Origin of the sequence: Bradyrhizobium barranii subsp. barranii, assembly GCF_017565645.3 — a bacterium.
In the GTDB taxonomy this organism is placed as follows: domain Bacteria; phylum Pseudomonadota; class Alphaproteobacteria; order Rhizobiales; family Xanthobacteraceae; genus Bradyrhizobium; species Bradyrhizobium barranii.
In genome coordinates this window covers 1,207,664-1,232,999 of record NZ_CP086136.1, presented here as the reverse complement: position 1 = coordinate 1,232,999, position 25,336 = coordinate 1,207,664, and the positions used below count along the sequence as shown (strand labels likewise).

At 60.7% G+C, this 25,336-nt stretch carries 20 protein-coding genes and 6 pseudogenes; 15 read left to right on the top strand and 11 right to left on the bottom strand.

From position 1 onward, the window contains the following. Positions 1-24: 24 nt before the first annotated feature. From J4G43_RS05970 to J4G43_RS55855, 3 genes and pseudogenes are all read left to right on the top strand, one after another. Positions 25-520: pseudogene (locus J4G43_RS05970) on the top strand (transposase); the annotation flags it as partial. Between the two features lie 176 nt (positions 521-696). Further along, positions 697-1,185: a condensation domain-containing protein gene (locus tag J4G43_RS05965; RefSeq protein WP_208084238.1), complete on the top strand. Its 489-nt coding sequence runs from the start codon at positions 697-699 to the stop codon at positions 1,183-1,185. A gap of 555 nt (positions 1,186-1,740) precedes the next feature. Next, positions 1,741-1,950, top strand: coding sequence for a ClpX C4-type zinc finger protein (locus J4G43_RS55855; protein ID WP_208084237.1), 210 nt, complete (start codon positions 1,741-1,743; stop codon positions 1,948-1,950). Between the two features lie 281 nt (positions 1,951-2,231). On the opposite strand, the gene J4G43_RS05960 is transcribed toward J4G43_RS55855, so the two are convergent. Further along, entirely contained in the window at positions 2,232-2,606 is a 375-nt protein-coding gene (locus J4G43_RS05960) for a PilZ domain-containing protein (RefSeq protein ID WP_225005669.1), read from the bottom strand. Between the two features lie 112 nt (positions 2,607-2,718). Here J4G43_RS05960 and J4G43_RS05955 point away from each other — a divergent pair. Together J4G43_RS05955 and J4G43_RS05950 are read left to right on the top strand one after the other, a co-directional pair. After that, positions 2,719-3,150, top strand: a pseudogene (locus J4G43_RS05955) (transposase); the annotation flags it as partial. 606 nt (positions 3,151-3,756) lie between these two features. Beyond that, complete coding sequence (locus J4G43_RS05950; RefSeq protein WP_225004660.1) at positions 3,757-4,599, top strand: hypothetical protein; 843 nt, start codon at positions 3,757-3,759, stop codon at positions 4,597-4,599. Here J4G43_RS05950 and J4G43_RS05945 read toward each other — a convergent pair. Continuing rightward, positions 4,544-5,300, bottom strand: a pseudogene (locus J4G43_RS05945) (IS6 family transposase). The gene J4G43_RS05950 and the pseudogene J4G43_RS05945 sit on opposite strands and share 56 nt — an antisense overlap. Before the next feature lie 174 nt (positions 5,301-5,474). Between J4G43_RS05945 and J4G43_RS05940 the strand changes: the two are divergent. The 3 genes and pseudogenes from J4G43_RS05940 to J4G43_RS05930 all read left to right on the top strand — a co-directional run. Then, the gene (locus J4G43_RS05940) at positions 5,475-5,666 is read left to right on the top strand and encodes a hypothetical protein (protein WP_038945794.1); all 192 of its coding nucleotides are present in this window, start codon (positions 5,475-5,477) and stop codon (positions 5,664-5,666) included. A gap of 135 nt (positions 5,667-5,801) precedes the next feature. After that, positions 5,802-7,181: an aspartate aminotransferase family protein gene (locus tag J4G43_RS05935; RefSeq protein ID WP_208089251.1), complete on the top strand. Its 1,380-nt coding sequence runs from the start codon at positions 5,802-5,804 to the stop codon at positions 7,179-7,181. A gap of 55 nt (positions 7,182-7,236) precedes the next feature. Further along, a pseudogene (locus tag J4G43_RS05930) lies at positions 7,237-7,601 on the top strand (dTDP-4-dehydrorhamnose 3,5-epimerase family protein); the annotation flags it as partial. A gap of 298 nt (positions 7,602-7,899) precedes the next feature. On the opposite strand, the gene J4G43_RS05925 reads toward J4G43_RS05930, so the two are convergent. Beyond that, the gene (locus J4G43_RS05925; RefSeq protein ID WP_011084500.1) at positions 7,900-8,403 is read right to left on the bottom strand and encodes a type II toxin-antitoxin system YhaV family toxin; all 504 of its coding nucleotides are present in this window, start codon (positions 8,401-8,403) and stop codon (positions 7,900-7,902) included. Continuing rightward, positions 8,400-8,741: a type II toxin-antitoxin system PrlF family antitoxin gene (locus tag J4G43_RS05920; RefSeq protein WP_014498004.1), complete on the bottom strand. Its 342-nt coding sequence runs from the start codon at positions 8,739-8,741 to the stop codon at positions 8,400-8,402. Before J4G43_RS05920 ends, J4G43_RS05925 begins: the two co-directional genes overlap by 4 nt. 237 nt (positions 8,742-8,978) lie before the next feature. Here J4G43_RS05920 and J4G43_RS05915 point away from each other — a divergent pair, with 237 nt between their 5' ends. Continuing rightward, the gene (locus J4G43_RS05915; protein ID WP_225004658.1) at positions 8,979-9,254 is read left to right on the top strand and encodes a hypothetical protein; all 276 of its coding nucleotides are present in this window, start codon (positions 8,979-8,981) and stop codon (positions 9,252-9,254) included. Between the two features lie 524 nt (positions 9,255-9,778). Here J4G43_RS05915 and J4G43_RS05910 read toward each other — a convergent pair. Then, complete coding sequence (locus J4G43_RS05910) at positions 9,779-10,000, bottom strand: hypothetical protein (RefSeq protein WP_014497999.1); 222 nt, start codon at positions 9,998-10,000, stop codon at positions 9,779-9,781. 488 nt (positions 10,001-10,488) lie between these two features. Here J4G43_RS05910 and J4G43_RS05905 point away from each other — a divergent pair, with 488 nt between their 5' ends. Further along, positions 10,489-10,746 (top strand): WGR domain-containing protein, encoded by a 258-nt coding sequence (locus J4G43_RS05905; protein WP_011084508.1) that lies wholly within the window; start codon positions 10,489-10,491, stop codon positions 10,744-10,746. Positions 10,747-10,796: 50 nt separating this feature from the next. On the opposite strand, the pseudogene J4G43_RS05900 reads toward J4G43_RS05905, so the two are convergent. The 6 genes and pseudogenes from J4G43_RS05900 to J4G43_RS05870 all read right to left on the bottom strand — a co-directional run. Beyond that, positions 10,797-11,118, bottom strand: a pseudogene (locus tag J4G43_RS05900) (DDE-type integrase/transposase/recombinase); the annotation flags it as partial. 365 nt (positions 11,119-11,483) lie between these two features. Further along, positions 11,484-16,640 carry a Ulp1 family isopeptidase gene (locus tag J4G43_RS05890; RefSeq protein WP_208084235.1) on the bottom strand — a complete coding sequence of 1,719 codons (5,157 nt, stop codon included), beginning with the start codon at positions 16,638-16,640 and terminating at the stop codon, positions 11,484-11,486. A gap of 178 nt (positions 16,641-16,818) precedes the next feature. Then, positions 16,819-17,586 carry an IS21-like element helper ATPase IstB gene (gene istB, locus J4G43_RS05885; protein WP_208084234.1) on the bottom strand — a complete coding sequence of 256 codons (768 nt, stop codon included), beginning with the start codon at positions 17,584-17,586 and terminating at the stop codon, positions 16,819-16,821. A gap of 18 nt (positions 17,587-17,604) precedes the next feature. Then, positions 17,605-19,146 (bottom strand): IS21-like element ISFK1 family transposase, encoded by a 1,542-nt coding sequence (gene istA, locus J4G43_RS05880; RefSeq protein ID WP_060907903.1) that lies wholly within the window; start codon positions 19,144-19,146, stop codon positions 17,605-17,607. Positions 19,147-19,398: 252 nt separating this feature from the next. Then, positions 19,399-19,911 carry a DUF6088 family protein gene (locus J4G43_RS05875; protein ID WP_225004650.1) on the bottom strand — a complete coding sequence of 171 codons (513 nt, stop codon included), beginning with the start codon at positions 19,909-19,911 and terminating at the stop codon, positions 19,399-19,401. Between the two features lie 253 nt (positions 19,912-20,164). Next, positions 20,165-20,524, bottom strand: a complete 360-nt coding sequence (locus J4G43_RS05870) for a C40 family peptidase (RefSeq protein WP_028154490.1) — start codon at positions 20,522-20,524, stop codon at positions 20,165-20,167. Between the two features lie 135 nt (positions 20,525-20,659). Between J4G43_RS05870 and J4G43_RS05865 the strand changes: the two genes are divergently transcribed. From J4G43_RS05865 to J4G43_RS05845, 5 genes and pseudogenes are all read left to right on the top strand, one after another. Further along, positions 20,660-21,769 carry a radical SAM protein gene (locus tag J4G43_RS05865; RefSeq protein WP_028154489.1) on the top strand — a complete coding sequence of 370 codons (1,110 nt, stop codon included), beginning with the start codon at positions 20,660-20,662 and terminating at the stop codon, positions 21,767-21,769. Then, positions 21,760-22,350, top strand: a complete 591-nt coding sequence (locus tag J4G43_RS05860) for a 3'-5' exonuclease (protein ID WP_038945480.1) — start codon at positions 21,760-21,762, stop codon at positions 22,348-22,350. Before J4G43_RS05865 ends, J4G43_RS05860 begins: the two co-directional genes overlap by 10 nt. 11 nt (positions 22,351-22,361) lie before the next feature. Beyond that, positions 22,362-22,943 carry an AAA family ATPase gene (locus J4G43_RS05855; protein WP_038945479.1) on the top strand — a complete coding sequence of 194 codons (582 nt, stop codon included), beginning with the start codon at positions 22,362-22,364 and terminating at the stop codon, positions 22,941-22,943. Beyond that, on the top strand, positions 22,940-23,866 hold the full coding sequence (locus J4G43_RS05850) for an aldo/keto reductase (protein WP_049808043.1): 927 nt from the start codon (positions 22,940-22,942) through the stop codon (positions 23,864-23,866). The genes J4G43_RS05855 and J4G43_RS05850 overlap by 4 nt, the downstream gene beginning before the upstream one ends. 371 nt (positions 23,867-24,237) lie before the next feature. Beyond that, positions 24,238-25,239, top strand: a pseudogene (locus tag J4G43_RS05845) (IS256 family transposase); the annotation flags it as partial. Positions 25,240-25,336: the final 97 nt, after the last annotated feature.

Here is a 25,336-nt window from a genome sequence, read left to right as displayed (position 1 = left end):
TTCGTTAACTTGACGGTACCCCTGCCGGTTCTGCGTGGCTATACCGAGACGCGCCATAAGGCAAAGTCCTGGGATCGCGAACGCCGCACCGTCGCCCGTATTGAGGCGACGATGCTCGGCCTCGACATCCGTTTCGTCGTCACCAGCCTCGATGTCGGCTCGGCCGAGTGGATCTACGACAGCCTGTATTGCGCGCGCGGCCAAGCCGAGAATCTGATCAAGCTGCATAAGACACAGCTCGCCTCCGATCGCACCAGCTGTCGTTCGGCGCTCGCCAACCAGGTCCGTCTCGTGCTCCATACGGCCGCTTATTGGCTGATGCTGACCGTGCGCGACGCCCATTCCCAAAGTCCGGGAATTGGCCGCTGCCGAGTTCGCGACGCTGCGTCTTCGTCTCTTGAAAATCGCTGCCCGTGTGGTCGAGACCACGAGCCGCATTCGCCTTGCGTTTGCCGCGGCATGTCCCGAAGCCGACCTGATCCGCGGCTTGCCAGGCGCGTTGCTGCCGCTCGGTCCTTGACCGGCGGGGCGTCCGCCCCCCGTTCGCCCAACCTATACCTCAAGCGCGTTGCAAAGTACGGGTCGTCAGGCGGTGAAAAGCCGAAGGCAATCCTGTGCGCCTCGTCAGACAAGATGTGCGGCCGCATCAATCGGGCCCAAATGCCGCACTCTCACGAATAGGACGGGCTAGTGCGGATGTCGGATGAGGAACACGTCTTCCTGCTGACCCAGCATCACATCGTCTCGGACGGCGGTCGATTGGGCGTGCTGGTGCATGAACTCAGTCGGCTTTACCGGGCGTTCGAGGCTGGACAGGACGATCCTTTGCCGCCGTTGGCGATCCAGTATCCGGATTATGCCGCCTGGCAACGGCAGTGGCTGTCGGGGAACGGCTGCAGAAGCAGGCGAAGTATTGGCGCAACGCCCTGTCAGGCACGGCCCGTCTTGTCTTGCCGACGGACCGTGCGCGGCCGGCCCAGCAGTCGTTTGCCGGGGCCAGTGTTCCTGTTGTCATCGATGCGGGACTTGAAGCGGCTGAGCCGGCAGCATGGCACGACGTTGTTCCTGACGGTGCTGGCGGGCTGGGCGGGGGTGCTGTCGCGTCTGTCGGGGCAGGACGACCCTCCCCATCCGCTGCCAACAGAACTATCCGGGCCCGCTTTTCACGCTCCGGAAGCTGACTGAAACGGAGAGCGGCTTCGAACAAGAAAGTCTCAGCCAAGGGCGCGCAGAAAAGCTGGCGCCGTCTCGATGGCCATAACCAGTTCTTGGTGTTGCACGCCGGAAAGGATTGACAATTCTGTTTTAGAAAGTCGGTCTGACGCTCTATAACCCCGGTGATGACGCAAACGCGCCCGATGGACCTACCAAAAATGGTCGGCCGTACTGTTACAGGAACAGGGATATACTGTCGCTCTCAACGGAGTGAGATCTGTGCCTACACGATTAGATGTCATCGAACGGGGTTTAGCCGGAAGTATTTTCCGGCTCAAGGTTGAGCAAGAGAAGCCGTGTGTAAGGCGGAGTGTCTTGACAGATCGGGAGTAGATATAGTCTATATTGAGACTCCCTCATGACATTCAAGACGGGATCGAGGTCATCGCCAAGCCGACCGACCGTCAGCCCACAACCGCCGCCGCCTGACCGGCCCCGGCTGTCACCAAAATTCGGCGATAGCTTGCGACTCGGTCCTGCAGGTAGTACTATTCTGTGTCCCCATCACAGGAATGAGAAGCGACTATGACCTCGGACGTAATCTGTTCTTTCTGTAGAATGGAGGCGCAGCATGTTCTTGCGATCGTCGCCGCTCCTGACGGAGCAGCTGCTATTTGTGATGAATGCGTTCAAGTGTGCGTTCAAGCTATCGCAGCTCGTTCACCTGAATGGTTGGAGAAGCATCGACGGTTCGTCGGGGAGCTAGGGAGCAGCGGCGGCTTTCAGCGGGAATAATCGATCAGTTTGAAGACCATCGCAAGCGCAGTCCTGTTCGACAGGCAACCCTTGGATCGGATGGTGCGGTGGCGCACGGTAGCGAAGGTGCTTTCGAAGGGGCGTTTTGGTCGGGAAGCGCTTGCAGTATGGTCACCAACTCTTGGACCGTCATCGCGCCCACCGTGGTTTCGGGCGGTCACACGAGCAAGGCGAGTACTGTCAGCACGACCGGCACTAAGCTGCGCAATTGCGAATGACGACGGATGGGACTGCTCCAGGCCCACCTCATTCATACCGCTCTAGCCGAACAGCCGCATCAGCAACGCCTTGCCGACCGGCGCCGCGCGCACGCTGCGGAAGGCGCGGACATATTCGCCGGCATAGAATGCGCGGACGACATTGATCCGCGTCGCAACCGCGTCCTCGAAACGGACGCCGAAGCCGTCGCGGGTGCGGCGGACAACGGTCGCGCTCACGTTCTGGCCATAGACATTGCACTTGATCGAGGCGCCGATTGCCGGCGGGGCGGGATCGATGAAGCGCGCGCCCGAAATCGAGATGTCGGCCATCCGCACCAGCCGCGGCTCGGCGCCTTCGTGAACCAGGATCGGCTCGTCGCGTTCGAAACGCTCGGCCTTGCGGCGCCGCGGCTGCTCGATGCAGATGAAGCGCACGATCGCGAGCACGACGCAATTGTACAGGCTCCAGGCCAGTGCCAGCCCGCCATAGGCGATGTTTTCGCCGCCAGGTGCAGGATGAAGGCGTAGGCGATCGCCACCAGCGTGAGCGGCCACCCGTCGGGTGCTGCGCCAGGCCTGGGAGCTCGATGACGCCGACAAGGCTGAAAAATTGATCCGCAATCTCGCGGGTCGACTCGACCAGCAATGGCCCGGCGTAGCGGCCAGCATCCTCGAAGGCCTCGACGAAATCCTGACTGTCGTCCGGTTGACGCTGCCGAAGGAGCTTCGTCGATCGCTCGCCTGCACCAACATCGCCGAGAACATGATGGGCACCATTCGCCGCGTCACGCGCAACGTCAAACGCTGGCGGGATGCCGGTATGGCGTTGCGATGGGTCGCGGCCGGCATGATCGAGGCCAACAAGGGCTTCCGACGATTGAAGGCGCATAAGCAATTGTCGGTTCTGCGTGCGGCCCTTCACGCTCATCACGATCGCATGACGATCAAGCCCGTTGCCCACGGCTCGAGGGCCGCGTAAAATTCATTCCGGCAACGTCGGCCCGACGTAGTTCAACACCGATCGGGACATCCCCGGGCGACCATTCTTTCCACGGATAATCGCGTGCGCCATTTCTATGCTACCTCCGGCCCGGCTTCTTGAGCTTCTTCACTCGGTGCTTCTGATAATCGAGAACGGCCGCTGCAAGTGGTATCGTGCGCGGCACGCTCACAGGTGTGAGGGAGACGACAAACGCTCTGCCTGTTTGTGAATCGACGCTGAATTGACCCCCGCACGCGCGAAGTCAATCAAGCACTTGGGACGCCGATCGGCGTCCGGATCCCACGCCGATTCATCGTGTCTTCCGTCAGCGTCGAGCCTTGCAACCGCTTTACGAGCGCGCGCGGTTTCGTCGCATTCCGAGTAGAAAATGACTGTTGCAACCGTCTAGGTTGTGTGCAACCATAGGGTTGGGCCTCAGAAATCCAAGCGAGATAGTATCAGTGGCCATCAATGGGCCAGCGTATAACGGCCCCGTTCGGTGGGACGGTGCTCCCATGTCGAAGGGGCACCCCAAAAGCACATTGGCCGTTCAGGATTACGGTTTCTGAACCCCGCCCGCACTGACAATTCAGGGGCCGGTCAATGAATCAGGCACAGCAGCAGAAGCCCTCTCCTGAAGACAAAGTTTCCGTCACCAAGGATAAGGACGCGGGCGCATGCGGATTGCAGCGCGATTTGCAGGATCGGTTGCAGCCGGCGCACGACGAGCCGGTGAGCGAGCCCGTCAGCGATAGTGCTCCCCATCCCGAAGCACCTGCAGGCTCGGGCCGGTGGGTTCGCCGCCTGCTCAAGGTCGGCATTGGTCTTGCGATCGTGGCCGTCTTCGGATGGTTGCCGCTGAAGGCCGTGCTGCAGACCTCGAGCGTCGAGGCCGTGGTCAATGCCAGGATCGTGACGTTGCGCTCGCCGATCGACGGCACCGTGAGCGCGAAGCCGCCGCAAGGCTCGACGCAACTCAGCGTGGTCCATGAGGGCGACGCGATCCTTCATGTCGTCAACGCGCGTGGCGATCGCGTGCGGCTCGACGATCTTCGGCGGCAGATGTCGCGGCAGGAGAACGAGCGCCCGAGCCTTGCCGCTAAGCTGGCAGCCGCCGAGACCGCGCAACAGGACCTCGCCCGCCAGGCGGGCCAGTTCCGCGATGGCCGCATCCTTCAGCTCGAGGCGCGCATCGCCGAAATCCAGTCGGCGATCGAGGCCGCGGCCGCGCGACGGGAAGAGGCGGCGGCCGCTGTGGAGCGGGCCTCGTCCCTGATCAAATCGGGCAGCGTCTCGACGGTCGAGATGGCCCGCCTGACGCGTGAGCAGGCAATCGCCCAGCAGACCGAGATCGGCGCCCGCCGCCGGCTCGACGCAGGGCATCGTCAACTTAATCGACCGCCGAGCCGAAGGAGGCGATTCTCAGAGGTCGAGAATCGGCGATAGCGCTTGTCATGGAGATCTCGCGCCAAGTCGCAAAGGCTCGCTCGCGCGAAGCACGACGGAAGTCGGCGGTGGCGGCTACCGGGATAGGGGATGTGGAAAAGGTTCGCGACCTGATCGTGAACGGACAGAAACCGTTGAGCCTGATGGGACGATCGCGTCATGATCCGCTCGCGTCGCCGCGTCGGCTGATGAGAATTCTCGGCCCGATTGTTGAGAGCTTTGTGCTGGCGATGTTCGACGTGTAAGCCCATCTTCGCCCTCGCAGCGCCGTACGAACGCAGCTTATCCGTGATCATAACGCGCGGCGGCGTGCCGGCGGATTTCAAGAGCTTCTTCATGAGAAGCTGCGCAGCGCGCGAGTCTCTTCGGCGCTGGATCAAGACGTCGAGAACGAAGCCATTCTGGTCGACAGCGCGCCAGAGCCAATGTTGTTCGCCCGCGATCGAGATAACGACCTCGTCCAGATGCCATTTGTCACCGCGGGCGGGAGCGCGCTGGCGGATCCGATCGGAGAACGGCTTGCCGAATTTCCGTCCCCACTGGCGCACGGTTTCATAGGTCACGCCAATGCCACGCGCCGCCAGCATTTCCTCGACCATGCGCAAGCTTAAGGGAAACCGGAAATACAACCAAACGGCATAGCTGATCACTTCCGGTGGGAAGCGATGGCGGCGATAAAGAGGGGCCCGGGCGGTCGGCATGCCGGTCGTCTACCCCATCGGCCGCCCCTATTCGTTAACTTGACGGTGCCGGTTGGGAGTGAGCCTACAAGCTTTGGCAGGCGACCAACTCAACGAGTTAAGGTATTCTGGGGGAAACTCGGTCGCAGATCACCGCGCAAAGCCGGGACACCGACCAGATCAAGGAGATCACTGATGGCCCACAAGAAACTGGTCAATCAGAGCGGGTTGTTGCTTACAGTGTTACTCATCACGCGTGTTGGCTCGGAGCCCAACCAGTCCGTGACGACGCGCGGCAGCAGCTGGGATAACGTGCTAAACACACATGACACGCTGGCCTTCAGCGGAGCGGACGGCCTGAACGTGGTGGGCTCGAATCAGGCATAGGCAAAAGCGAATCCCTTTAAAGCGATCGTCAACGACGACTATCGCAAGGCCCAGAGAAGCCGTAAACGGACCGGCGCTTCCCCACATGATGCTCCGGTCCCTATCCAATTCTGAACCGATGATGTGACGCCGACCATGCTGCCCAGTTCTCAACAGGCCCGAGATGTGGCCTATCAGCTTCACGCCTATACCAACGCGCGGTCGCACCAACGGGCCGGGCCGCTCATAATTGAACGCGGCGAGGGCCCCTACGTCTTCGACACGGCAGGAAAACGCTACCTCGATGCGATGGCCGGTCTCTGGAGTGCGGGTCTTGGCTTCAGCGAAAAGCGGCTTATCGAAGCCGCGCATCGCCAGATGCAAATCCTGCCATTCTATCATACCTTCGCATCACGATCGAATGGGCCTTCCATCGCGCTTGCCGAGAAGCTGGTGAAGATGTCTCCGGTGCCAATGAGTAAGGTGTTCTTCACAAATTCCGGCTCGGAAGCGAACGATACGGTGTTGAAGCTGATCGCCTATCGATCGAATGCAGTGGGCCAGCCTCAGCGCAAGAAGGTCATCAGCCGGTTGCGCGGCTATCACGGCGTCACGATCGGTGCGGCAAGCCTGACCGGATTTCCAGACAACCACCGCTCTTTCGATCTGCCGCTCCCCAACATTATGCACACGGGCTCCCCCCATTTCTACAAAGACAGCCGTGCGGGCGAATCGGAGGAGACCTTTGCAACGCGTCGGGCCGAGGAGCTCGAGTCGCTGATTCAGCGCGAAGGTGCCGATACCATTGCAGCATTCTTCGGTGAGCCTGTCATGGGCGCGGGCGGCGTCATCGTTCCGCCGCCGACTTACTGGGACAAAATTCAAAGTGTGCTAAAAAAGCATAGCATCCTTTTGGTCGCTGATGAGGTGATTTGCGGCTTTGGCCGGACAGGAAAAATGTTCGGTTGCGAAACCTACAACATCGCGCCCGATGTAATCGTGGTGTCGAAGCAGCTCACGTCCAGTTATTTTCCGTTATCTGCGATCATAATGAATGACTACATGTTCGAACCAATCGCGGACGAGAGCAATAAGGTTGGACTGCTGGCTCATGGCTTCACGGGCGGTGGTCACCCGGTCGGAGCCGCCGTAGCGCTCGAAAACCTCAAACTCATCGAGGAGCGGGGTCTGATTGCGAACGTTGGCCGCATCGGGGCCTACATGCAGGAACGGCTGCGCACGCTCGTTGACCATCCACTCGTTGGGGAGGTCCGTGGCGTTGGCCTTATTGCGGCAATCGAGCTGGTGCTGGACAAGAAACGGAAAGTCGCCGCTACTACTCCGGGCGATGTTGGCAGCATTGCGAGCCGGTTGCTGCACGAGCGAGGGATCATCGTGCGGAATGTAGACGATGCATTGTCGATATGCCCACCTCTGATCGTCAACAAGGATCAAATCGACGAGCTCATCGACGGGATCACGGGCATGCTCCACGATCTTAAGGCGACTGTAGTTAATTGTCGCGAGCCTCACTAGCGTTCACTCAACTCCGCTTAGTGCGCCGCGAGTCCGATTGTCTGGACATCCATCAATGAGGGGCAAGGTGCTCGACGTCGCGGTCGACGTCCGCGTCCGGAGCCCGAATTTCGGACGCTACGTTGCCGTCGAATTAAGCGAGCATAACCGGCGGCAACTATGGGTTCCGCGCGGATTCGCGCACGGTTTCGTTGTGTGCTCTCAGAGACCGCGGACTTTTTCTACAAATGCGATGATTTCTATAATCCGGAGAACGAGGTTTCGATCCGCTGGGACGACCCGGTGATCGGTATAAACTGGGGTATCAAAAAGCCGTCGCTCTCGGCCAAGGACGCGGCCGCGCCGCTGCTTGCCGACATCCAAAACCTTCCATTGTACGGGCGGATACGGGAACCCGCGGGCAGGTCGGAGGTGCATTGATGCCCGCAGGTAAAGGGGATCGAGGCTGAAGTATTGGAAGGTTGAGGAACACGAACCGGTTCACCCGCATCTGAGGGCTGAAATGTCGCCTCCGTCTACACGGCTTAACAGGTGGAATGCTGATGATGATGTCGCCGGACAGTCGGCGCATTCGCCGCTGCCTTTGGGCGTAGCCGACAGCTGGATGGTGGGCATTTCACGGACTCTTCCTGGCCGAATCGTGTCTCTCGCTGCAGACCGGTGCCGGCGGCGCGGGCCGGATCAGCGGGCGGTCGCGGCCGAACGAGGCCAGCTGGGGTCATCTCCCGCGCGTCGAGCGCGATAGACGCGTCTTGGATTCGCCAGTCGAGGCCGCCGCTACGAGTTCGTTCCACGAGTCCGGCGGGTTTCCGCGGTCCAGCATCTTCCTGAACACGGCGTAGGCGTCGTTCGCGCTCTCGTAGGCGCGCAGCGTCGAGTCGTCGTTCACCCAGGCGAGAACGATGATCTTGGCGTCCGCCGATTGCTGATAGCGGAAGAACAGGCGGAACTGCTGCAGCAATTTCGCGCGGAACCAGTGCTTGTACTCGTCGCCGAGAGTGCCGCCCTGCCGATAGACGTCACGCGTTGGGTCACTCGGAATGTCGTCGAACGCCACCTTCAAGACAGCCGACAGGAGCTTCGCGGCGCGCTTCTTCTTGTATCCCTTCGGATCCTTCTTGCGCGCCTTCTCGACCGCCGCGATCATAGTCTCGAACTGGTCGAGAAATAGCGGATGGGCGTAGACCGTCCAACCGTTAACCCCGAAGGTGTCGTCGCTCACGTATCGTCTTCCGGCAGCGCCGCGTCGAGATCGACCTTAACACCCTTGACCAAGCCCTTGCCGCGCGCGACCAGCGACTTCGGCACCGGCCGGATCCGGGCTGGCTCGCTCCCCATGTCGCGGGCCAGGAACGCGAGGAACGTGCCGATCACCGGATCGCCGTGGTCGGCGCTCAACTGCTTCTTCGCGATCACAACGGTGCCGTCAGCGAGCCCCCGAAACACGACCTGGTCGCGCTTTCCCAGGGCCAGCATTTTGCGGATGGCGGCGGGCACGGTCGTCTGGCCGCGGTCTGTGATGGTCGCGGGGATCTCGAGGATTTCGGCGGTCTTGGCCATAGCGGCTCCTTGCGTCGTCACGACATCCCAATGTAATGCATCTGCATTGTAAGTCAAGTCTGCCTGGGTGCCTCGAGATGGCCGCAAACTGGCGATTCCGCCGTCTGGTGGAGTTGGCGCTGAAGCTCAAGGAGAATGATGCACAATTGCCCGCCTCCAATGCCGCTGCTACAGCTGTGGCTCGGGGGGCTGCGCGAATGAATGGAAACTATACGACACTATCGTGCGGCGCTCGACGTGGCGGAAAACCTGGAACGAGAGGACGCGTGCGCGCATCGAGCGCTGACGAGCACCCTGCTCGATTTGGAGCGTGCCCTGCGAGGCGAAGCGGCCCCGCATCTCAACAACAACCTGTTTGAGACCGGCTCCACGGCGGTTGCACGGTCGGATAAAACATGGGCCGACCTGGTCGAGGCGACTGCGAGATTGGATTCGGCCCGTCGAACCTTAGCTGCTCTGGAACGGCAGTTGGGATATCTTCCAAAAGTCTCGAGGGGAGCGGATCACAAGTGAGGTTAGATAAGAGTCTCGCACGATCGGAAGGTTTCCCGACCAATCCAGAGCGGCGGCGGCAACGCTCTGACGGGCTCGTGTCCCAGCCAAAATCCCGCGCCCAAAACAGACCTCTCTGCGTCCTCGTGTTTGGGACCGCCGAGGTACAGCGCGCGAATCGGGACCTTGCTGGATCCCAACCTTCCAACTTTCCCGCCGCCTCGCCGCGTCCTCCTATGCAGGAATAGACCTCGACGCACTGGCTCGATCGTCCTGTCGAGCGTGCACAGTTTCTGATGACGCTGACCAGCGCGAGTCCTGGTTGAGTTTCTTCTGCTTGTGACTCGGCGTGGAAACGGCATTGCAGCCTCTTCGATCTTCGGCGCGGCTGCGATCATGTGATCAAGCTCTAAAAAGTGGTTCGACGACAGGCAGGCGCTTGAGGCCAGCGTCAACGTTGTCGGAAAAGTGGAAGCCGTGCCGGCTCACACCGTAATCAAAACAGACGTCAAGCGCCAATCCAAGGGCCAGAGCTGCGCTTACGATCAACGTCGAACCGATGCGTTCGAACCACCAATCTCATTGGTGGCGCCTGCTCCGGTGCGATCGATGACCCAGGCCACCATGTAGCCCTTGGCCTGCTCGGTCTGCACCTGCCGGAGGGCCTCAGAGTAGGTTAGTAAGGGCTCTTGCGCCGGGTAGACGGCGCGGTCGGTCGGGGTGACAAAGTGATGGCAGCACACGCGATAGTCTTTAGCCTCGAACATCGGAATCCTCCTCTCGCCTCAGGTTGCGCGGCCATACGCGCTTTCAGTACTGCCCTACCACAGAGAATGCGGCCTTTAAGAGGCCGCGCGCTTCTTCAACACCCCATAAGGTTGGTCGGGCTGCCAGACGCAGGTCGGCGATGTCCGACCACATCGCGCGCTTGATTCTCTGCAGCAGCACCGGCAAAGAAGTGCCCGGGTGTCATTCCATAATTCACCCGTGTCCGGACTTCGATTTCCCGTTTGTCCGCAATTGCTCGACCGAGCTCCGGCGCGATTCAGTGAGCTTCTCGATCAGTTCAGACTGCGGTCTCGGTTTTGCCGCGAGACGGTGGGGTTCAAATCGGGCCGTGGAGCCTCCACATCATCGCCACAGTCCGAAGACACCCGCCTGGTGCAATTGATGTAGCGAGAGAATGAATCGTTTGGCCCTGATCGATTCATAGAAAGCATTGGACCTCGCTTCCACAGGAAGCGAGAATCCATGCATGCCGAACCTTAAGCTAGGGCCGCTTCACCTTCGCCGCATCGACACCACCCGCAACATGCGGCGGTTTTACTTGCTTTCGATCCAACCGACCTTGTTCGGCGGGGTCTCGCTGATCCGCGACTGGGGCCGGATCGGCACGACCGGCCAGACGATGGTGCAGACTTTCGATGCCAGCGCTGAAGCGGGCGAAGCATTCGGACGGCTGGAGCGCGCCAAGCGCAGGCGCGGATACACCTCTGCTGAGGAGAGAGTCTGAGGTTTCGTCAATTTCCCGGGGATTACGGATCCACTTACGATGCCTGGAACGTGAAGTGACAGAAACCGTTGAGCCTGACGGGACGATTTGAAACGCTTCATGATCCGCCGCGTTGCCGCGTCGGCTGATGAGAATTCTCAGCCCGATTGTTGAGAGCTCTGTGCTGGCGATGTTCGACGAAAAAGCCCATCTTCGCCCTCGCAGCGCCGTGCGAACGCTTGTCCGTGATCATCACGCGCGGCGGCGTGCCGGCGGATTTCAAGAGCTTCTTCATGAGCCGCTGGGAAACCGGAAATACAACCAAACGGCATAGCTGATCACTTCCGGTGGGAAGCGATGGCGGCGATAAAGAGGGTCCCGGGCGGTCGGCATGCCGGTCGTCTACCCCTCGGCCGCTCCAATTCGTTAACTTGACGGTACCCGCTGCTCGTCGACAGCGATGGCACGATCATCGCGGGCGAAGGCCGATACCTGGCCGCGCGAAAGCTCGGTCTCCTCGAGGCGCCGGTCATCGAGCTGACCGGTCTTTCCGAAGCGCAGTGTCGCGCGCTCGCCCTTGCCGACAACCGCATCGCGCTGCCGGTGGTCCGGCGGCTCGTCGGATACGGGCGCTTCGACGGGGGCGAGACGGCCCGCGTGATGGCACGTCTCTACGCCGCGGCGCGCCTGCTGGTGAACTTCTTCCAGCCGTCATTCAAGCTCAAAGCGAAGCGCCGCGAGGTCCGCCCACGGCGACATCAACCCCTGAGTCGCGCTTGCAGTGCCTGCCGATTGGCAACGACGTTGCTGAGGTTCAGCTGGTCTGGCTCCCGTCCTTGCGCCAATTGCCTAACCAGCTCCCGCGTGCCGTCCACGACAAAGACGCCGCAATCATAAGTGTTCTGCTGCTGGGCCATGCCGGCGGGCTGCAGGGCGATGTTCAGCCTTTCTGCGAGTTGTCTTGCATGCGTCTCGTTGTATCTCCCGTAGGAATCGTAGTGATAGGCGACAGGCCATTGCCGGTTGCTGCGATCAACGAACAGCAGCGACCAATGCCTGCCGCGGTCCGTAGCACTGGCATCGTTCACTGGCAGCAACAGGAAGTCGGCTGTATCGTTATCACGCCGATCATGGACGATGCGATGGAATACGCGTAGCACGTCGCTCTCCGCGCCCAGGCGCAGCCGCAGCGCTTCGAGGGGATCTACGAACCGCGTCCGGGCGGCGAGATCCGAATCGCTCCTCTGCAAATCCAGCTCCTGAAGCTGGTAATCCCTGAGGATATGCTCGTCGCCCAGCCATTCCGTGTCCTCGAGCACCAGCCCGCGGTTGTGGGACAAGGCTATCGGATTCAACGCCCCGATCTGAGCATCGGAGGAGGTGATCGGAAACCGCCGCACGATATCGTCGCGCAATGGGGACGGTGCGGGCGCGGTCAGATCAACCAATGGAAGACCGTCGTAGGTGTCTGAACGAGCCCTGGCAGAAGGCGCTGGCGCAAAGTGAGCACTGTCATCCAACTCGGCCGCATCCGGATCAAGCAGTGCCCCAAACCCACGATAGAGATCCTGAGCCCCGGCAGTTGATGGTGATGCCGGTTCTTGCATCTGCCGCGCAAGCTCCTCGCTCAACCACGCCAAAGCGTCATCGTCCGAGTGGGCGGACACCGGAGAAAGCCCCTGCGGCGAGCCGAGCTGTCGAGCGCCCTGGTGATGCCCCGGTACCGGCCCGGCAGACGGCGGCGGAAAGCCAGGCGCCCGGCTCCAAGCATTGTCGCGCAACTCAAATGATGCGGGCGAATTCGGATTAAACGATACCTCAAGACCGCCGTAGGTGTCTGAGCGAGCCCTGGCAGAAGGCGCTGGCGCAAAGTGAGCACTGTCATCCAACTCGGCCGCATCCGGATCAAGCAGTGCCTCAAACTCACGATAGAGATCCTGAGCCCTGGCAGTTGATGGTGATGCCGGTTCTTGCATCTGCCGCGCAAGCTCCTCGCTCAACCACGCCAAAGCGTCATCGTCCGAGTGGGCGGACACCGGAGAAAGCCCCTGCGGCGAGCCGAGCTGTCGAGCGCCCTGGTGATGCCCCGGTACCGGCCCGGCAAACGGCGGCGGAAAGCCAGGCGCCCGGCTCCAAGCATTGTCGCGCAACTCAAATGATGCGGGCGAATTCGGATTAAACGACACCTCAATACCGCCGTAGGTGTTTGAGCGAGCCCTGGCAGAGTGCGTTGGCGCTGCTTCCACGGTCGGCCAGGCAGGTTCCTGCCCAGCTTGGACTATGTCCTGCGCCTGCTCAGGAGGAACCTCGGGCCACGATGGGCCGTCTTCCACCATTAAGCGCAGATCCTGATCGTAACCTTCCGGGAGGACCAATGGCCGACTGACAGCTCGCTGCCGCGCGCTGTGCTGCGCAGCGGCGTCCCCGACGTACGTCGCGACCGCATGCGGCGCCGTGACATCTTCGTAGCCGCTTCGCAGCAGCATCGGCTGCGTCTCCCATGACGACGTACCCTGTTGATGGGTAGGCGCCGGTGTCGGCTGGCCGCCTGAATTGGCGATCTCGCTCAGCTGCCGCTCGCCGGCAACGCCTTGCGGATTGTTTAGGGTCCTCTGCCTCTTCGCTGGCCTCAACTCAGCTGTGTCATGCTCATCGTTGATGAGGACCTCCTCGCTTGGCAGGCGGTTGCTCCTGGCAAGCGCAGCCATCGGCTCGTCCGGGGACTGCTGGCGGTCGGGCTCTCCGGGATCCGGTGCCTGGTCATGGCGCGCGGCTGGCTCGAGAGATGACGACGAGCGGGGTTCGTCCATCAGCCCCAAAAGCAAATCCTGATCGCGGCCTTCCGCGGGAAGCTCCTCTGGCCGACGGCCAGTTTCCTGCGACGCGCTGTGCTGCGCAGCGGCGGCGTCGACGCGCCTCGGCTCCATCAGTACCGTGTCTTCGGGATTGATAAAGGCCACGTTCTGGGGGTGAGGATTCAGCTTAGCGCGTCGTGAGATCGGCACTTCGCCCGTCGACCGCAAGGTCCGGAGATAGTCGATTGCCTGAACGAGTCTCTTTGGATTACCCTCTCCGATGAACTCGAGCACCTCACCGCCATCGGTCAGCGACTTATTGTCGAGCCGATCACGAATGCTCGGTTTTTCTTTTGCGAAAAGCCAACGGCTAAAGCTACGAAGAGAACCTCCGTGCTGCTCGGCAGCGGATTTGCTGAACCCGCCCTTGATGAGGGCCCTCTCAAGCCCCGAAATAAGGGGAGCATCCACGGAATAAAGAGGCTGCTTCCTCTTCCCTATCACAATCCAAGTTGACTGAGCCGACTGCGGCGCCGAGGACGACGGGCCGGGTTCATCCATCAGCCCCAAAAGCAAATCCTGATCATGGCCTTCCGCAGGAAGCAATTCCTCTGGCCAACTGCCACCCTTCTGCGACGCAATGTGCTGCGCAGCGGCGTCGCCGACCCGCCTCGACTCCCTCAGGGCCGCCTCTTCGGGATCAATATGGCGCTCGTGCTCCATCGCCTCAGCGCCGGCCTGCGATTTTCGGAGACGAGCCAGTGCGGCGCCAATCCTGGAATCAGCACCGGCGACCTTCCTATAGCTCTCGACATCTCCGTCAAACGACGTGCCGAGCCCAGCAGCAATGCCCGGCCTGTTGTTGTCACGCAGGTAGTCGCTGAAACTGCGAAGAGCAGTTGCATCCTTCCTGCTTGCATCCTTCTTGCCGGTATCTGTCGCTGCTTCGTTTTTGTACTCTTCGATGAGAGCCGCGTCCTGGGGATAAGGATGCAACTCAGTGCGGCCTGCGATCCGCACAACTCCGCCCGTCGACTGCGAGGTTCGGAGATGAACTATCGCCGCAAGAAGTCTTAAGGGATTACCCTTTCCGATGAACTCGCGCGCATCAGCGGTCAGTGACTTTTCGTCGTCGAGCCGAGCAGCAATGGGATCTTTGTTATTTGCGAAGAGCCAGTGGCCAAAGCTGAGAAGAGTACGTACATAGCCCCTGGCGGTGCGTTCGGCGGCGTTCCCATTACGGAGGGCCTCCTCAAGCCCCGAAATAAGGGGAGCATCCTCGGTATGAAGAGGCTGCTTGTCGTGCCCTATCAAAATTCCAGTTGACTGAGCCGGCTGCGGCGCCGAGGACGACGCGCCGGGTTCGTCCATCGGCCCCAAAAGCAAATTCTGATCATGGCCTTCCGCAGGAAGCAATTCCTCTGGCCAACTGCCAGCTTTCTGCCACGCACTGTGCTGCGCAGCGGCGTCGCCGACCTGTCTCGACTCCATCACGGCCGCGTCTTCGGGATCAATATGGCGCTCGAGCTCCATCGCTTTAGGGCCCACCTGTGATTTTCGGAGATGAGCCAGAGCGGCACCGATCCTCGAATCAGCACCGGCGTCCTTCTTATAGCTCTTGACATCTCCATCCAGCGCCTTGCCTGAAAGCCGACCAGCAATGCCCTTCTTGTTGTTTTCACGCAGGTAGTCACTGAAACTGCGAAGAGCCGTTGCATCCCTCCTGGCTTCTTCCTTCTTGCCGGTATCTGTCGCTGCTTCGTTTTTGTACTCTTCGATGAGAGCTGCGTCCTGGGGATAAGGATGCAACTCAGTGCGGCCTGCGATCGGCACGATTCCGCCCGTCGACCGCGAGGTCCTGAGATGGTCTATTGCCCTAAGGAGTGTCGCGGGACGCTTTTCGAACAACTCGCGCGCATCAGCGGTCAGTGACTCTTCGTCGTCGAGCCGAGCAAAAATGCTCTTTTTGTTATTTGCGTAGAGCCTCTGGCCAAAGCTGCGAAGAGAAGATAGATAGTTTCGGACGGTGCGTTCGGCGGCGCTCCCATTCCGGAGGGCCTCCTCAAACCCCGCAATAAGGGGAACATCCTCGGAATGAAGAGGCCGCTTCTTGTGCCCTATCGCAACCCCAGTTGACTGAGCCGGTTGCGGCGCCGAGGACGGCGGGCCGGGTTCGTCCATCGGACCCAAAAGCAAATTCTGATCATGGCCTTCCGCAGGAAGCAATTCCTCTGGCCAACTGCCAGCTTTCTGCGACGAACTGTGCTGCGCAGCAGCGTCGCCGACCTGCCTCGACTCCTTCAGGGCCGCGTCTTCGGAATCAATATGGCGCTCGAGCTCCATCGCCTTAGCGCCCGCCTGCGATTTTCGGAGATGAGCCAGAGCGGCACCGATCCTCGAATCAGCACCGGGGGCCCTCTTATAGCTCTTGACATCTCCATCCAACGCCTCGTCTGAAAGACGAGCAGCAATGCCCTTCTTGCTGTTTTCACGCAGGTAGTCGCTGAAACTGCGAAGAGCAGTTGCATTCTTGCTTGCATCCTTCTTGCCGGTATCTGTCGCTGCGTCGTTTTTGTACTCTTCGATCAGAGCTGCGTCCTGGGGATAAGGATGCAACTCAGTGCGGCCTGCGATCGGCACGATTCCGCCCGTCGACCGCGAGGTCCTGAGATGGTCTATTGCCCTAAGGAGTGTCGCGGGACGCTTTTCGAACACGCGCGCATCAACGGTCAGCGACTCTTCGTCGTCGAGCCGAGCAGCAATGGGATCTTTGTTATTTGCGAAGAGCCACTGGCCAAAGCTGCGAAGAGAATATAGATTATTTTGTGCGGTGCCTTTGGCGGCCCCGCCCTTGATGAGGGCCTTCTCAAGCCCAAAAATAAGGGGAGCATCCTGGGAATAAAGGGGGCTTTTGCTGAGCCTTCTCAGAATCCCTTTTGACTGAGCCGGCTGCGGCGTCGAGGCGGCCGGCATTGCTCCATCACCTTCACCTGAACTGCCGATCTCGCTCAATTGCCGCTCAAAGGTCGCCGCGGCTGCGGACGGAGCCGCGGGTGAGCTCTCTTGCGGGCCCGTGCTGTCCGATTGTTCACGCACCCGCTTGGTCGAGGGGAAATCCATCCGTTCTCACTTTCAAAATATGAACCAGGGCTTCGATCTGGCATGCTGGCGATCAGCAACAAACCACCCTTTACAGCCCTCGATAGACCCGCACCGGGAGCATCTGCGGATTTCACGGATCGTGAGCATCGATTTCGCGCGATCGTGAGCAGCCCGCTACGGCCGATGGGAGATAGAGTCAGTGTTCTGGTTGGCCGTCAAGGGTGATGGTTTTGGCGCTGCGTTTTCGCATGCTTTCTCCGGTGAGCTGGAGGCGGTGGGCGTTGTGGACGAGGCGATCGAGAATGGCGTCGGCGACCGTGGGGTCCCCAATGGCTCCATGCCAGGTGTCCACGGGGAGCTGACTTGTGACGATGGTGGATGCGCGGCCATGGCGGTCCTCGAGGATTTCGAGCAGATCGCGGCGTTCCGCGGCGGTGAGCACCGATAGTCCCCAATCATCCAAAATCAGAAGCTGAGCGCGGCCGAGGCTTTTGAGGAGCCGAGCGTAACGTCCGTCTCCGCGCGCGAGCGCGAGCGCGAGCGCCTCGAACAGCCTTGGAACGCGATGATAGAGGACTGATCGGTTGTCGCGGCAGGCCTTGTGGCCGAGCGCGCAGGCTAACCAACTTTTGCCCAGGCCGGTTGCCCCGGTGACGAGCAAATTCTCGTGGCGATCGATCCAGCGACCTTCGACGAGTTTGGCGAAAACGGCGCGGTCGATGCCCCGCGGGGTGCGCAGATCGACGTCCTCGACGCAAGCAGTCTGGCGCAGTGCGGCGATCTTGAGGCGCGTGGTGAGCCGCCTGGTGTCGCGTTCGGCGGCTTCGCGGTCGACCAACAGGCCGATGCGATCTTCGAACGGCAGGGCTTCGAGATCGGGCGATCGGCGCTGCTCCTCGAAGGCCTTGGCCATTCCGGTCAGGCCAAGCTCGATCAGCCGTTCGTGGGTTGGGTGGTTAAGCATGCCGGGTCTCTCCTTGCTTCAGTGGAAGTAGTCGCGTCCGCGGATGTTGCCGTGGCGCAGGGGCTGGTGCTCGAAAGATTCGTCGAAGAACGTGCGATCGAGGCCGTTCTGGAGGATCGATCTAATCGAGGCGACGGAGCGCGCCTTGATGAGGATGCCCCTCCGGCAGGCTGCGTCGAGGCGTTCGGCGCCGTAGCTTTTGACGAGCGCCAGAATGCCAAGGCAGGTTCGAAAGCCTTGTTCTGGATGGGGCCGGGCGTCGATCACGGCCTGGAAAAACGCTGCTGTCGAAGGACCGATCCGCTCGCCGGCGGCGATCACCGCGGCGGGGGTCCATTTGCCGTAGCGGCGATGGGCGCTGGGCATGTGGTCGGCGATGGTGGTGTGTCCGCGTCGGTTGGGCGCGCGGGCATGGCTGGCGATCCGCTGGCCCTTGTGGAAGATCTCGACCGTCCGATCGTCGATACGGGCATCGACCAGCTCGCCAATCAGACGATACGGCGCGGAGTACCAATGGCCGTCGACCTCGACATGATAATCGGGAGCGAGGCGGCAGCGCTTCCAGCGTGCGAAGGCATAAGGCTGATCTGGCAGCGGGGTTAGCTTGGGTTTGTCGAGTTCGGCAAACAGTTCGGCGCGGCTTGAGCCGAAGCCACGCATTTGACGAGCATTGAGTTCGTCGACGAGTGTCTTGATGGCGGCGTTGAGCTCGGCCCGGGAAAAGAAGCGCTGATTGCGCAGCCGGGCCAGAATCCAGCGCTGGGCGATTTGCACCGCGACCTCGACCTTCGCCTTGTCTTTTGGGCGCCGCGGCCGTGCGGCGAGAATGGCCGTGCCGTAATGGCTCGCCATCTCGGCATAAGTGCGATTGAGGCCGGGATCGTAGCGGTCGGGGTTGCTGACGGCGGCTTTGAGGTTGTCGCAGACCACGAACGTCGGCGTTCCGCTCAAAAACGTGAACAAGTTGACGTGGGCCCGGATCCAGTCGGCCAAGCTCTCGCTGGGGCAGGCCTCGGCGTAGGTGTAGTTCGAAGCGCCCATCGCCGCGACGAACAGCTTCATCGGCTGCACTTCCCCGGTCAGCGGATCGACGATGTCGATGGTGTCGCCGGCGAAATCCACGAACACCTTCTCGCCGCCCAGATGAATCTGCCGCATCGAAGGTCGGACCCGCCCCTTCCAGGCCTCGTAGGTAGTGCAGAACCACGTGTACCCGAAACCGTCGGGATTAACGGCGCGATACTCCTCCCAGAGCAGGCGACGGGTTACGTTGCGCCGGCGGAGCTCTTTATCGATGTAGCTCCAGTCGGGCACCGGCCGCTGCGGGCTCTGAGACGCTGGTCGTGGGGCCGGGAAAAGCAAAAGCTCCAGGTCTTCATCGGTCATTCCCTCCGGAAGCGGCCAGCTCAACCCAGCAGAGCGGGCGCGGCTCAGGTAGCTGTGCACAACGCCGTTGCTGACGCCCACGCTCCGCGCGATGGCCCGCTCTGGCAGGCCTTGAAAATGTTTTAACCGAAGGACTTCCTTGATCCGGCGCATCGACAATCTCTGGGTAGGCATTGGACTTCCTCGTTAACCACGAGGTCATCCCTAAGCCGGTTGAGTTGTCGGCCGAAGCGCTGCAAGGCTCCGAAAGCCTTGCTCACGATCCCGCGAAATCGTTGCTCACGATCGTCTGAAATCTCTGCTCACGATCCCCTGAAATCCGCGCTCACGATCCCGCGAAACGCGCACCGAGGCGCTGCGCGGTCGTATTGAAGGCGCTCAACATGGCATCCGTTCCGGCTGCACGGACCTCGTCAAAAGCCTGATTCATGTTTTCCTCACCCTGCTGCGCTTGGCTGATTGCACCTTTTTGGTCGGGTCGTCCCTGGGCCGGGCGCCGGCGGCGAGATGATGACGATGATCATCATCGGCAGCATAGTTGGCATCGACATACCGATCTTGAACATTGGTATCGCCTTCGATCAGCGGCTTGAGGAACTCCCACATCCAGGTCGGAAGCGCGGTCTTGCCGACGTTGATGTCGGCCTTTAGTGGCGGCCCGGTCGGCGGATCGCCGAAAAGCTTGGCTAGCTTCTGTCTAACCCGATCACTCTCGCCTTCGCGGACCAGGAGATCACGCAACCAGTGAAGTGCCTGGATGACGCGCATGGCGGGCCGACCGGCCCAAAACAGCTTGCTGGCTGCGGTTAGACGGAAAGTGATGGTGACGTTGCCGAGCTTGATCGGTTGTTTGCGAGCGTCGGTGTGGACCACGATTTTCGCTGGCACGGCGTCGGTCAGGCCAAGGTCGTTGGCGGCGGTCATGCCGTCGACGAGCATCCGGGCTTGGTCGCGCCGACCGACGGCGTCGTCGGGGGGTGGGCTTCTGGGTCAGCTTGTTGAAACCGAGCTGATCATGCAGCCCTCGGTTAATCCTTCTCAGGTTCTTGGCGTTGGTCAACAATGCTCTCGGACCGCTTGCGGGCGGCTTTAAGAACCCCCGAAGACCTTCGCACCAGCGCGCACCTCGTCCAGATTTCCGACTTCGAGCTACCTGCGTCTGATCAGGAGGTTTCCTTCTTCTCCGCCGGGCTTACGAGAAATCGGGATATTTGGCGGTTTGGCAGCTCGAACTCGCCAAAAGCGGCTGGCAATACCATCTGGAGTTGGCGGCTCGGGCGAAATCGGTGACCTGCCGGATCACCTCCGCACTCAACGGCGTTCGATGCCGCAAGACGACGACAACTGCGTCGTCCTCCAGGAAGAGCCGTTGCAGGTTGCTGGAATGGACACCATGCGCCGTCGCGTCGATCAGCGACGAGTGCTGGACGTAGACCATCGCGTGCGAAATCTCGCTCTTGGTCATGCGCCGGACGGCTTTGCTCACCTTGCCCGGGCCCGCGGTCAGGATGATATCGCCCACTTTCAGGCGTTGAGGATTCAGCTTTTTCATTGGCTCAATCGGATGTCTGCGCGCCGGCGTGGGTTAGGAAAAGTCCAGAAAAAGGCCTTGCGAGATCACAACCTCTCCGTTAAAAGTAACCCCCATGCATTTCCCGATAGAATATTTCGCTGGATTCGTCGAACCATGCCAGTCCTTCGCGCCGCGCCAGCCGACCTTCCGCACTCGCTCCGGAACGTGGTCGAGTATCGAAAATCCGGCCTCAGCCTCAACCATGTCGTGGGCTGCCCGCTCGATTGCGGCTATTGCGTCCGCCATCTCTTTCAGAACTTCGGGATGAAGCAGCCACATCTGGTGGTCAGCGATAGCGAGGCGGTCGATATTTTGACCAACCATTGGGCCTTCCGAGCCGATACGACGCCGATCCAAATCTTCAACCGGGCGACCGAGCCCTTCCTGCCAAGCGTGAAGGACCACCTGTTTGCGACGCTGGAGCTGCTCGACCAACGGGGACTGAAGAATTCAGTGCTTGTCATCACTCGATGGAAAATCGAGGCTGACGATATCGCACGGCTGGAGCGACTGAAGAACATTCGCCTCACCATCCTCGTCACCTGGTCCGGCATCGAGGACGCCAGAGTGGAGCCTGTCGACAGCGCGCATGCGGAAAACTCGTTGCGTGTTCTCCACGACCATGCAGCAAGAACCAAAGCCATTCTCTACTGGAGACCGCTGATCGCCGGACTGAACGACACGGACAATCACATCGGCCGGGCGCTGGCGCTCTCCGAGTATGCCGATGCCACGGTATTCACGGGTCTTTTTCATCGCGCAGAAATCCGCGCGCATCTTCGTGAAGCTGGCGTAGCGGACCTCTATCCGGAGATTGCAAGGCGCAAAATCCTGCCCGCAGAGATCGAGCGGCGCGTGACGGAGGCTTTTGCAGGCAAAGCGCTGTTCCGAAAGACGTCCTGCGGAGTGGCCTATGCACATGGCGCTGCTGATTACAACGGCCATTTCGGAATACGCGAGATTTGCGACATCTGTCCGCAGCAGCAGATTGACCGCTGTGCGCAGACTCACGTGAAACCCGAAGTGTCACGCGTGCGGGAGCTGGCAGCGCTTGCGAAACTTGTGTCCAATCACATATCGATTGACGATCGCCGGATCGAGCTGAGCGGCAGCACTGAGCAGCAGCGCTACTTCATTCAGCACACGCTCAATTATCAGGTCCACGATCGATCGCACCCGCATCTTCACGGGCGGCATGGACGGGCTGAAGTTGGATGGAAATAGATACAGGGCGTTTCTGGATCATCGACGTCGAGGGTAGCGGCAGCTCTCCGCCGGAAATCGTCGAGCTGGCGATGCTGCAGGTCGATCGGCTCGTGCTCACCGAAAACAAACGGCACTGGTTCGTGCGGCCAGAGCACGGGATCAAGCCAGCCGCCACGCGCATCCACGGACTGACAGACGACGATGTTGTAGGGTCTCCGGACATCGCCGACATCGTCGATGACATCATTACGTGGATCGAGGACACGCCGATCGTCGGTCACAATGTAAAAATCGAGGTAGATATTCTGTCGAGGTCGCTCCCCGACTGGAAACCCAGTTCCGCGATCGACACGTTGAAGCTTACAAAGATCCTCAAGCCGGAATTGGCATCGTACGGTCTTGCCAATCTGGGTGTTGAATTCGGCTTGGCCGATGAGGCCGCTAGGCGCACTGACGCAAAGCATCATTCTGCGCTCTACGACGCCACGCTGACTGCCCTTCTCATGATCCATCTGCTGTCGCCCCTGCCCGCCGACGAACGGCGCAGAGTTCTCATGGAAGCGAACATTCTGGATCCAAGACAGGGATCTTTGTTGTGATTTCACCAGCGATGAAAATCGCTATTACGGGCACGCATTCGTCCGGCAAGTCCACGTTCCTGCAAAGTCTAGAGCAGGAGCTCAACGATATGGGTTTGAGAATTCACCGGATCGGCGATTTTGCACCCAGGGCACAAGGCCTTGGCTTTCCGATTTTGACCCAGCATACCTACGAAAGCACGCTCTGGATCATGGCGGAATGCTTGCGGTGCGAAGCCGAGGCCTCGCTTCAGAATGACGTCATTCTGGTCGATCGGCCCGTTATCGATGCGTTGGGATATCTACACGCCGCCTTGCAGGTGTCGGCGCGGACCATCGACAGCCGGCGGTCGGGCGAATTGATGACGATCGTGAAGGCGGATATCCCCGATTACGACATCCTTATCAGAACTGCAGTGGACACTGATATCGCGGTTGGTGAGGGACGGGATTCGGACGCAGCATTTCGCGTGGAAGCGGCGAGCTCGATCGAACGGCTTGTCAACCAGATCGAACCGAAGGCTCTCATCCTGACCTCTGGCAACAGAGACAAAATAGTGGAGCGTGTTCTTGAGAGCGTTCGATCTCGACTGCTGACTCTAAGGCCGCAATGAACCAGGTACCTTGCGACCGCAAGCGCATCGGTTTGGGGTGCATGGCACTGACTGGCATTTACGGCCATATCGCCCGCGATGTTGCCATTGATATCATCCGCCACGCATTCGACATGGGTGTCACCCATTTCGACACGGCCGAGCTCTACGGTCCGTTTGTCAACGAAGAGCTATTAGCTGATGCGCTTGGCTCCCGTCGCACCCGTGTCGAGATAGCCACGAAATTCGGATATCGGCTCGAAGCCGGCAAGATCGCAGGATTGGATTCCCGTCCGCAATCGATTCGTTCAGCCGTGGAAGGGTCGCTGCGCCGACTGCGGCGCGACTACATTGACGTCCTCTATCAGCATCGCCCTGACCCAAACATTCCGGTCGAAGAGGTCGTCGGCACGATGTCGGACCTCGTGAAAGAAGGGAAAGTGCTTGAGCTTGGCCTGTCTGCTACCGATATAGAAACGGTGCAGCGAGCGTCCGCAATACACCGGATATCTTTCGTTCAAAACGAATACTCCCTTATCCAGCGGCAGCCCGAGCAGGGACTACTTGCCTATCTGAACGGCACAGGCACCGATTTCGTGTGCTACTCACCACTTGGGCGGGGCATCCTCGCGCGGATACCCGACGTGGAAGCAAAGCGTTCGCCGACCGACTATCGTAACAAGGACCCCCGCTTCGAACCGACACGTCTGGCCGAGCTCAGCCTTGCTCTCGATCCGCTTTGGGACATAGCGGCTGCTCACTTGGTCAGGCCAGCTACAGTCGCCCTCGCATGGCTGCTGGGGAGGTCACCCAACATCCGGGTCATTCCAGGCGCTACTTCGGTAGAGCAACTGAATGCGAACTTTGCCGCAGCGTCGGTGCCTCTATCTTCGGAGCAGCGAGTTGCCCTCGATCACCTTATGGTTGCCCGAGCCGCAGACTGATTCAGCAAGACTCAACTCTGCGTGCGTTGCCCCGAATTACCATCTACGACTTCTCGCACAATTGCGGGCAGACGAGCTCGCCGCGATCTGCTTCGCGCGTCGGGTTGGATTATTCAGCTATCAAGAGAGCTCAGTGATCGGATCAATGAATGAGTGCGGCAAGTTTCGTCAGCGCTTATTCGACGGATATTCGACGACTTTTCGATCCGAGCTCGGTCGTGTCCCCGGATGTGGTGTAGCTCGGTAGAGCAAAGCCGCCCCGACGCGCGCCCCCCAATAGCGCCGTAGCGGGCGGGCGGCTTTGCGGTGGTCACCGGCAGTTCGCCGGTAGGGTCGGGTTGCTGACACCAACCTGATTCGAGGAACCACCGATGACCGATGAGATGATGAACCTCCGCACGCTCGTGGAGAAGACCCCTGATGCCGATCTGTTGCGCGAGATGATCGGCTTTGCCGCCCAGCGATTGATGGAGCTGGAAGTCGAAGGCCAGACCGGGGCCGCCTACGGCGAGAAGACCCCCGAGCGCCTGGCCCAGCGCAACGGCTACCGCGACCGGACCTGGGAGACCCGTGCCGGCGCGGTCGAGCTTCGCATCCCCAAGCTGCGCAAGGGCTCCTACTTCCCCGGCTTTCTGGAGCCGCGCCGCATGGCCGAGAAGGCGCTCACCGCCGTGGTGCAGGAAGCCTATGTGCAAGGCGTCTCGACCCGCTCGGTCGACGATCTGGTGCAGGCGATGGGCATGAGCGGCATCTCCAAGAGCCAGGTGAGCCGGCTCTGCGCCGAGATCGACGACAAGGTGAAGGCGTTCCTCGCTCGTCCGATCGAGGGCGACTGGCCGTACCTGTGGATCGACGCCACCTATGTGAAGGTGCGCCAGAACGGGCGCATCGTGTCGGTCGCAGTGATCGTCGCGGTCGGCGTCAACAGTGATGGCCGGCGCGAGGTTCTCGGTATGGATATCGGTCCCTCAGAGGCTGAGACATTCTGGACCGCGTTCCTGCGCAAGCTCGCCCGCCGCGGTCTGCGCGGCGTCAAGCTGGTCGTCTCCGACGCCCACGAGGGCATCAAGGCCACCGTGGCCAAGGTGCTCAATGCCTCCTGGCAGCGTTGCCGGGTGCACTTCATGCGCAACGCGCTGGCCCATGCCGGCAAGAGCGGCCGCCGCGTCGTCTCCGCCTTCATCGCCACCGCGTTTGCCCAGGACGATGCCGAGGCCGCTAAAATGCAGTGGCGCAAGGTCTCCGACCAACTCCGTCCCAAGCTGCCCAAGCTTGCCGGCTTCCTCTACGAGGCCGAGACCGATGTGCTGGCCTATATGACGTTCCCGCCGCAGCACCGCACCAAGCTGCACTCCACGGATGAGATGGACAAGCGATTTCTTCGGGGCCGAGACGACGACTGCGGAGATCGCTGTAAGTCCATTCTTTTGTTCGGCTGCGCTGCGGGCCATTCTTCCGTCCCGGCCACCA

Bases quoted from the DNA above. Each gene is read 5' to 3' on its own strand.
- J4G43_RS05890 (WP_208084235.1), bottom strand. From the start codon at position 16,640: ATGGATTTCCCCTCGACCAAGCGGGTGCGTGAACAATCGGACAGCACG.
- J4G43_RS05865 (WP_028154489.1), top strand. From the start codon at position 20,660: ATGCCAGTCCTTCGCGCCGCGCCAGCCGACCTTCCGCACTCGCTCCGG.
- J4G43_RS05940 (WP_038945794.1), top strand. From the start codon at position 5,475: ATGGCCCACAAGAAACTGGTCAATCAGAGCGGGTTGTTGCTTACAGTG.
- J4G43_RS05855 (WP_038945479.1), top strand. From the start codon at position 22,362: ATGAAAATCGCTATTACGGGCACGCATTCGTCCGGCAAGTCCACGTTC.
- istA (WP_060907903.1), bottom strand. From the start codon at position 19,146: ATGCCTACCCAGAGATTGTCGATGCGCCGGATCAAGGAAGTCCTTCGG.
- J4G43_RS05905 (WP_011084508.1), top strand. From the start codon at position 10,489: ATGCCGAACCTTAAGCTAGGGCCGCTTCACCTTCGCCGCATCGACACC.
- J4G43_RS05920 (WP_014498004.1), bottom strand. From the start codon at position 8,741: ATGGCCAAGACCGCCGAAATCCTCGAGATCCCCGCGACCATCACAGAC.
- J4G43_RS05870 (WP_028154490.1), bottom strand. From the start codon at position 20,524: ATGAAAAAGCTGAATCCTCAACGCCTGAAAGTGGGCGATATCATCCTG.
- J4G43_RS05935 (WP_208089251.1), top strand. From the start codon at position 5,802: ATGCTGCCCAGTTCTCAACAGGCCCGAGATGTGGCCTATCAGCTTCAC.
- J4G43_RS05875 (WP_225004650.1), bottom strand. From the start codon at position 19,911: ATGCTCGTCGACGGCATGACCGCCGCCAACGACCTTGGCCTGACCGAC.
- J4G43_RS05910 (WP_014497999.1), bottom strand. From the start codon at position 10,000: ATGTTCGAGGCTAAAGACTATCGCGTGTGCTGCCATCACTTTGTCACC.
- J4G43_RS05965 (WP_208084238.1), top strand. From the start codon at position 697: ATGTCGGATGAGGAACACGTCTTCCTGCTGACCCAGCATCACATCGTC.
- istB (WP_208084234.1), bottom strand. From the start codon at position 17,586: ATGCTTAACCACCCAACCCACGAACGGCTGATCGAGCTTGGCCTGACC.
- J4G43_RS55855 (WP_208084237.1), top strand. From the start codon at position 1,741: ATGACCTCGGACGTAATCTGTTCTTTCTGTAGAATGGAGGCGCAGCAT.
- J4G43_RS05860 (WP_038945480.1), top strand. From the start codon at position 21,760: ATGGAAATAGATACAGGGCGTTTCTGGATCATCGACGTCGAGGGTAGC.
- J4G43_RS05950 (WP_225004660.1), top strand. From the start codon at position 3,757: ATGAATCAGGCACAGCAGCAGAAGCCCTCTCCTGAAGACAAAGTTTCC.
- J4G43_RS05850 (WP_049808043.1), top strand. From the start codon at position 22,940: ATGAACCAGGTACCTTGCGACCGCAAGCGCATCGGTTTGGGGTGCATG.